General features: G+C 70.1%; 6 protein-coding genes. All 6 read right to left on the bottom strand.

Annotated features, from left to right (window positions below):
- Positions 1–647: insulinase family protein (locus tag G6026_RS09350; protein WP_182612999.1), on the bottom strand; the 647-nt coding region annotated here is incomplete at its 3' end.
- A 97-nt stretch (positions 648–744) separates the two neighbouring features.
- Positions 745–3012, bottom strand: coding sequence for a polyribonucleotide nucleotidyltransferase (locus tag G6026_RS09355; RefSeq protein ID WP_107756608.1), 2268 nt, complete (start codon positions 3010–3012; stop codon positions 745–747).
- A 337-nt stretch (positions 3013–3349) separates the two neighbouring features.
- Complete coding sequence (gene rpsO / locus G6026_RS09360) at positions 3350–3619, bottom strand: 30S ribosomal protein S15 (protein ID WP_017836938.1); 270 nt, start codon at positions 3617–3619, stop codon at positions 3350–3352.
- Between the two features lie 112 nt (positions 3620–3731).
- Positions 3732–4709, bottom strand: a complete 978-nt coding sequence (locus G6026_RS09365; RefSeq protein WP_107756609.1) for a bifunctional riboflavin kinase/FAD synthetase — start codon at positions 4707–4709, stop codon at positions 3732–3734.
- A 23-nt stretch (positions 4710–4732) separates the two neighbouring features.
- The gene (gene truB, locus G6026_RS09370; protein WP_107758105.1) at positions 4733–5644 is read right to left on the bottom strand and encodes a tRNA pseudouridine(55) synthase TruB; all 912 of its coding nucleotides are present in this window, start codon (positions 5642–5644) and stop codon (positions 4733–4735) included.
- Positions 5645–5654: 10 nt separating this feature from the next.
- Positions 5655–5920: 4'-phosphopantetheinyl transferase superfamily protein (locus G6026_RS09375; RefSeq protein ID WP_182613000.1), on the bottom strand; the 266-nt coding region annotated here is incomplete at its 5' end.

Here is a 5920-nt window from a genome sequence, read left to right on the forward strand (position 1 = left end):
CCGCCGGCGATCACGGCGGCCAGCGGTCCGTCGGCGATGCGGCGGACCAGGTCCTCGTGGTCGACGCGCCCCGCCGCGGCGACCACGACGTCACCCGCACGGAGCACCCTCCGGTGAAAGGACTGCAGCGTGTCGGCGTCCAGAGCCGCCACCGACTCCTCGGTACCGATGATCGGTCGGGCCAACGGGTCGTCACCCAGAACGGCCTCCGTGACCAGTTCACAGGCGAGATCCTCCGGGTCGTCGGCCCGGCCCGCGAGCTCGTCGAGCACCACGTCCCGCTCGATCTCCACGTCCTCCGCCGCACAGGACCCGTTCGCCACCACGTCGACCAGCACGTCGACCGCCGTCCCCAGGCCCTCGGCCGGGACGTGCACGTGATAGCAGGTGTGCTCGCGGCCGGTGTAGGCGTTGAGGTCCCCCCCGAGAAGATCGATCCGCTCGGAGAGTTCCCTGCCCGATGTCGTGGTCGTCCGCTTGAACAAGACGTGTTCGAGGAAGTGCGCGGCGCCGTGCTCCCCGGGCGCCTCGTGCGCGGATCCCGCCGCGATCCACACCCCGACCGCCGCCGTGTGGCACCACGGGAGGTCCTCGGTGACGACACGCAGCCCGGGGATCGATCTGTCCACTCTGATCGTGGGGTCCACGGCGGCTCTCCCTTCCAGCGATGCGAGGCACGCACCCCGGGATCAGGGATGCGTGCCTCGCTGGGTGCCGGGGCGCGCGAGCGACCCCGGCGGTGGATCAGTTGTCGTCGCCCTCGGCGTCAGCCGACGCCTCGGACGCGGCGGACTCGTCGCCCACCGGCACGAGGCTGATCTTGCCGCGGTTGTCGATGTCCGCGATCTCGACCTGCATCTTGTCGCCGACGTTCACGACGTCCTCGACCTTGCCGACGCGCTTACCCTGCCCGAGCTTCGAGATGTGCACCAGGCCGTCGCGACCGGGCAGCAGCGACAGGAAGGCGCCGAACGGGGCCGTCTTGACGACGGTTCCGAGGAACCGCTCGCCGACCTTGGGCAGCTGCGGGTTGGCGATGGCGTTGATCTTGTCGATGGCGGCCTGGGCCGACTCCCCGTCGGTGGCGCCGATGTAGACGGTGCCGTCGTCCTCGATCGAGACGGACGCACCGGTCTCCTCGGTGATCGAGTTGATCATCTTGCCCTTGGGCCCGATCACCTCGCCGATCTTGTCGACCGGGACCTTGATCGCGATGATGCGGGGCGCGAACGGGCTCAGCTCGTCGGGCTCGTCGATCGCCTCGGCCATCACGTCGAGGATGGTCAGGCGGGCCTCCCGGGCCTGGGTGAGCGCGCCGGCCAGGACCTCGGACGGGATGCCGTCGAGCTTGGTGTCGAGCTGCAGCGCGGTGACGAACATACCCGTGCCCGCGACCTTGAAGTCCATGTCGCCGAACGCGTCCTCGGCACCGAGGATGTCGGTGAGGGCGACGTAGCGGGTCTCCCCGTCGACCTCGTCGGAGACCAGGCCCATCGCGATCCCCGCCACCGGCGCCCGCAGCGGGACACCGGCGTTGAGCAGGGACAGGGTGGAGGCGCAGACGGAGCCCATCGAGGTGGATCCGTTGGAGCTCAGCGCCTCCGACACCTGGCGGATGGCATACGGGAACTCCTCGACGCTGGGGAGCACCGGCACGAGCGCACGCTCCGCGAGGGCTCCGTGGCCGATCTCGCGACGCTTGGGAGAGCCCACCCGGCCGGTCTCACCGGTGGAGTACGGCGGGAAGTTGTAGTGGTGCATGTAGCGCTTGCTGGTCTCCGGACCGAGCGAGTCGATCTGCTGGGCCATCTTGACCATGTCCAGGGTGGTGACGCCGAGGATCTGTGTCTCACCGCGCTCGAACAGGGCGGAACCGTGGGCCCGCGGGATGACCTCCACCTCGGCGGACAGTGCGCGGATGTCCCTGACACCGCGTCCGTCGATACGGAAGTGGTCGGTGAGGATACGCTTCCGGACGATCTTCTTGGTGAGCGATTTGAACGCGGCACCCAGCTCCCCGACACGCCCGGAGAACCGCTCCTCCAGCGACGCCAGGACCTCGGCCTTGAGCTGATCGGTCGCGCCGTCGCGCTCCTGCTTGTCGGCGATCGACATGATCTCGCCGAGCTTGGCCTCGGCCACCTCGGTGACCGCGGCGAGCGCATCCTCCTGGTACGGCGGGAAGAGGGGGAACTCACGGGCTTCGGCGGGTGCCGCGGTCGCCAGTGCCTGCTGTGCGGCACACAACTCGGAGATGAACGGTTTGGCCGCCTCGAGGCCCTGCGCCACCACGTCCTCGGTGGGCGCCTGTGCGCCTCCCGCGATCTTCTCGATGACGGTCTCGGTGGCCTCGGCCTCAACCATCATGATGGCGACGTCGGCGCTGTCACCGGAGCCCACGACTCGACCGGCGACGACCATGTCGAAGACCGCCTCGGAGAGCTGCTCGACGGTCGGGAAGGCGACCCACTGCCCCTCGGGGCGGGCGGCGGTGGGGATCAGGGCGATCCGCACGCCACCGACCGGTCCCGAGAACGGGAGGCCGGACAGCTGCGTGGAGGCCGATGCGGCGTTGATCGCCACGACGTCGTAGAGGTCCTTGGGGTCCAGGCTCATGACGGTCACGACGACCTGGACCTCGTTGCGGACGCCGTCCGCGAAGGTGGGACGCAGCGGGCGGTCGATGAGGCGGCACGTGAGGATGGCGTCGGTGCTGGGCCGGCCCTCGCGGCGGAAGAACGAACCCGGGATGCGCCCTGCGGCGTACATCCGCTCCTCGACGTCCACCGTCAGGGGGAAGAAGTCGAAATGCTCCTTGGGATGCTTTCCCGCCGTCGTGGCGGACAGCAGCATGGTGTCGTCGTCGAGGTACGCGACGACCGCCCCGGCGGCCTGCTTGGCAAGGCGTCCGGTCTCGAATCGCACCTCTCGGCGACCGAAGTCGCCGTTGTCGATGGTCGCGACGGTCTCGAAGACTCCGTCTTCGACCTCGACGGCCGTGATCTCTGGCATGTGTAGTCCTGTTCTGTCGGTGACTGGGGCCTCACGGCGGAGACGTCTCCGCCGGGCCCGCCGGATCACGCGTCAGGGCGTCCCGGTGGCGATTCCGGTCTTCGATCGAAGCGGTCGGAACCGGTGCCCCCTCCCGGGGCACCCGTCGTTCCGGCAGCCACTACCGAGGACCGTCAATCGGACCTGTCGACACCCGGTACGCGCGCACCGGCCGTGATCAGGCTACCAGTGGCAACTCCCCCGGGTCATCGCTGACACTCCCGGCACCGCCCCCGCACAGCACTGTTCCCCGCCCTCGACGAGGACGGGGAACAGTGGACGTGCGGGCGGTGCCGGCTCAGCGACGCAGGCCGAGGCGCTCGATGAGCGAGCGGTAGCGCGCGATGTCGACCTTCGCGATGTACTTGAGGAGGCGACGACGACGGCCCACCATCAGGAGGAGGCCGCGACGGGAGTGGTGGTCGTGCTGGTGGGTCTTGAGGTGCTCGGTCAGCTGGCTGATCCGCTTGGTGAGCAGCGCGACCTGGGCCTCGGGCGAACCGGTGTCCGTCTCGTGGATGCCGTACTCGGCCAGGACGGCCTTCTTCTCTTCGGTGCTCAACGCCATGGGTGACTCCTGGTTGTTCCAGTCCGCGAAAATGAATGGCCCCGCCGCCGCGGACCGCAGGAGGGCCGGGAGAAGACGTTACCAGCGCTCGGACCCGACACCCCAATCGGCGTCAGCGGCGCGCGGTCCCCACATCGAGGACGACTCTGGTCCTGGCGACGTCACGGTCCATCGCCACCAGCAGTTCGTCGACCGAGGAGAACTTCTCCATATCGCGGACGTGGTCCACGAAGTCGACGGCGGCCACACGTCCGTAGAGGTCCGCCGACTCGTCGAGCACGAACGCCTCGACACTCCGCGCCGCCTCCCCGAAGGTCGGGTTGGTGCCCACGGAGATCGCGGCGGGGTAGCGCCGGCCGGGGAGGATCGTCCCGTCGACGTCGTGCTCGTCGAGGAGGGTGAACCACCCGGCGTAGACGCCGTCGACGGGCACGGCCGTGTACTCCGGCAGGTCCAGGTTCGCCGTCGGGTACCCCAGGTCGCGTCCCCCGCGTCCGGCCCCGTGCACGACGGTCCCGGACACGCGGTGGGGACGACCGAGGATCGTCGCCGCGCCGGCCACGTCCGACTCCGCGAGCAGTCGACGTACCCGGGAGGAGGAGACCGGTTCCCCACCGAGTTCCAGCAGGTCCATCACGCGAACGTCGATCCCCCGCTCGGAGCACAGCTCACGCAGCGTCTCCGGGGTCCCCGCGGCTCGTCGACCGAAGGAGAAATTGTTCCCCACGGTGACGGAGCGACTCCGCAATCCCCGGACCAGAACGCGGTCGATGAACTCCTCGGGGTCCCACGAGGCCATGCCGGTATCGAAGGGCAGGGCGAAGACCGCGTCGACACCGAGTTCGCCGGCCAGTTCCGCGCGTCGTTCGAGCGGTGTCAGGACCAGGGGATGGGTGCCGGGTCGGATGACCTCGACCGGGTGCGGATCGAACGTCACCAACACCGGGCTCGCGCCCGACTCCCGCCCGGCCGCCACCGCGTGGTCCACCAGGCTCCGGTGCCCCCGGTGGAGTCCGTCGAACACCCCGAGTGCGACGGAGGTCCCGCCGTCGGGGATCACGATCTCGTCGAACGTCCGCCACAGCTGCACGGCGACCACCTTACGCCCGGGCCTCACAGGCCCGCCGGTCGCATGACGACGACCGGAGCGGCGCGATTGCCGGACTCGGAGACCAGGGCGGCGACCCGTCCGTCCGGACCCACGGCCGCGACCACCCCGTCGTCACCCCTGGCCTGCAGCCACCGCCCGTGTCGCAGTCCCTCCGCCTCGTCCGCGTCGATGTCGCGGCGGGGGAAGGCGGTCAACGCGGCGGTGTCGAGGTCCAGGGACAACCGCGGATCCTCCTCGAGTTCTCCGAGTGTGCGGGCGACATCCAGGCCGAACGGTCCCACGCACGTACGGCGCAGCGCGGTGAGATGTCCCCCCACCCCGAGCGCGGCGCCGAGGTCGCGGGCCAGTGCGCGGATGTAAGTGCCGGTGGAGCAGTCGACGACGACGACGAGGTCCACCACCGCTCCGGCAGGGATCCGCTCGACGATCTCGAACCGCGACACCGTGACGGTCCGCGCGTCGAGCCGGACGTCCTCGCCGGCCCGGACCCGGTCGTAGGCCCGTCGGCCGGCCACCTTGATCGCGCTCACCGAGGACGGCACCTGCTCGATCTCGCCGGTGAGTGCCGCGACCGCGGAGTCGATCGCCTCGTCGGTCACCGTCGAGGCGTCGACCCGCGCCGTGGTCTCGCCCTCAGCGTCGTCGGTGGTGGTGGATTCCCCGAGTCGGATCGTGGCCCGATAGGACTTGGTCTCCAGCGCGAGCAGCCCCAGGAGCTTGGTGGCGCGTTCTATTCCCACCACCAGGACGCCGGTGGCCATCGGGTCGAGCGTTCCGGCGTGCCCCACTTTGCGCGTTCCGAAGTACCGGCGCAGGCGCCCGACGACGTCGTGACTGGTCATGCCGGCCGGTTTGTCGACCACGACGAGTCCGGGGGCGGGAGCGGGGCGGGGGTCGGGTCTGCGCGGGGTCACGCCGGACACGCTATCCCCCACCACCCGGCCGGAGCGCGATCGCCGAGGCGATGTGGCCGTCCCACAGCGCCCACCGGCCATGGAACTCCACCAGGTCGGGTCCCCCGTCGACCGCGCGCGGGTCGACGAGGATCCTCGACCGCAACTCGCCCGAAGCGGACCGGCCGTCGACGTGGGTGGGCGTCAGGGTGATGTGGGCGTCGGCGAATCCCAGCCACCTCCGGGTGAGCGGATACCACGTCTTGTAGGTGGCCTCCTTGGCCGTGAACAGCAGCC

It is taken from the genome of Dietzia sp. DQ11-38-2 (assembly GCF_014145055.1).
GTDB lineage: Bacteria > Actinomycetota > Actinomycetes > Mycobacteriales > Mycobacteriaceae > Dietzia.

Bases quoted from the DNA above. Each gene is read 5' to 3' on its own strand.
- rpsO (WP_017836938.1), bottom strand. From the start codon at position 3,619: ATGGCGTTGAGCACCGAAGAGAAGAAGGCCGTCCTGGCCGAGTACGGC.
- G6026_RS09355 (WP_107756608.1), bottom strand. From the start codon at position 3,012: ATGCCAGAGATCACGGCCGTCGAGGTCGAAGACGGAGTCTTCGAGACC.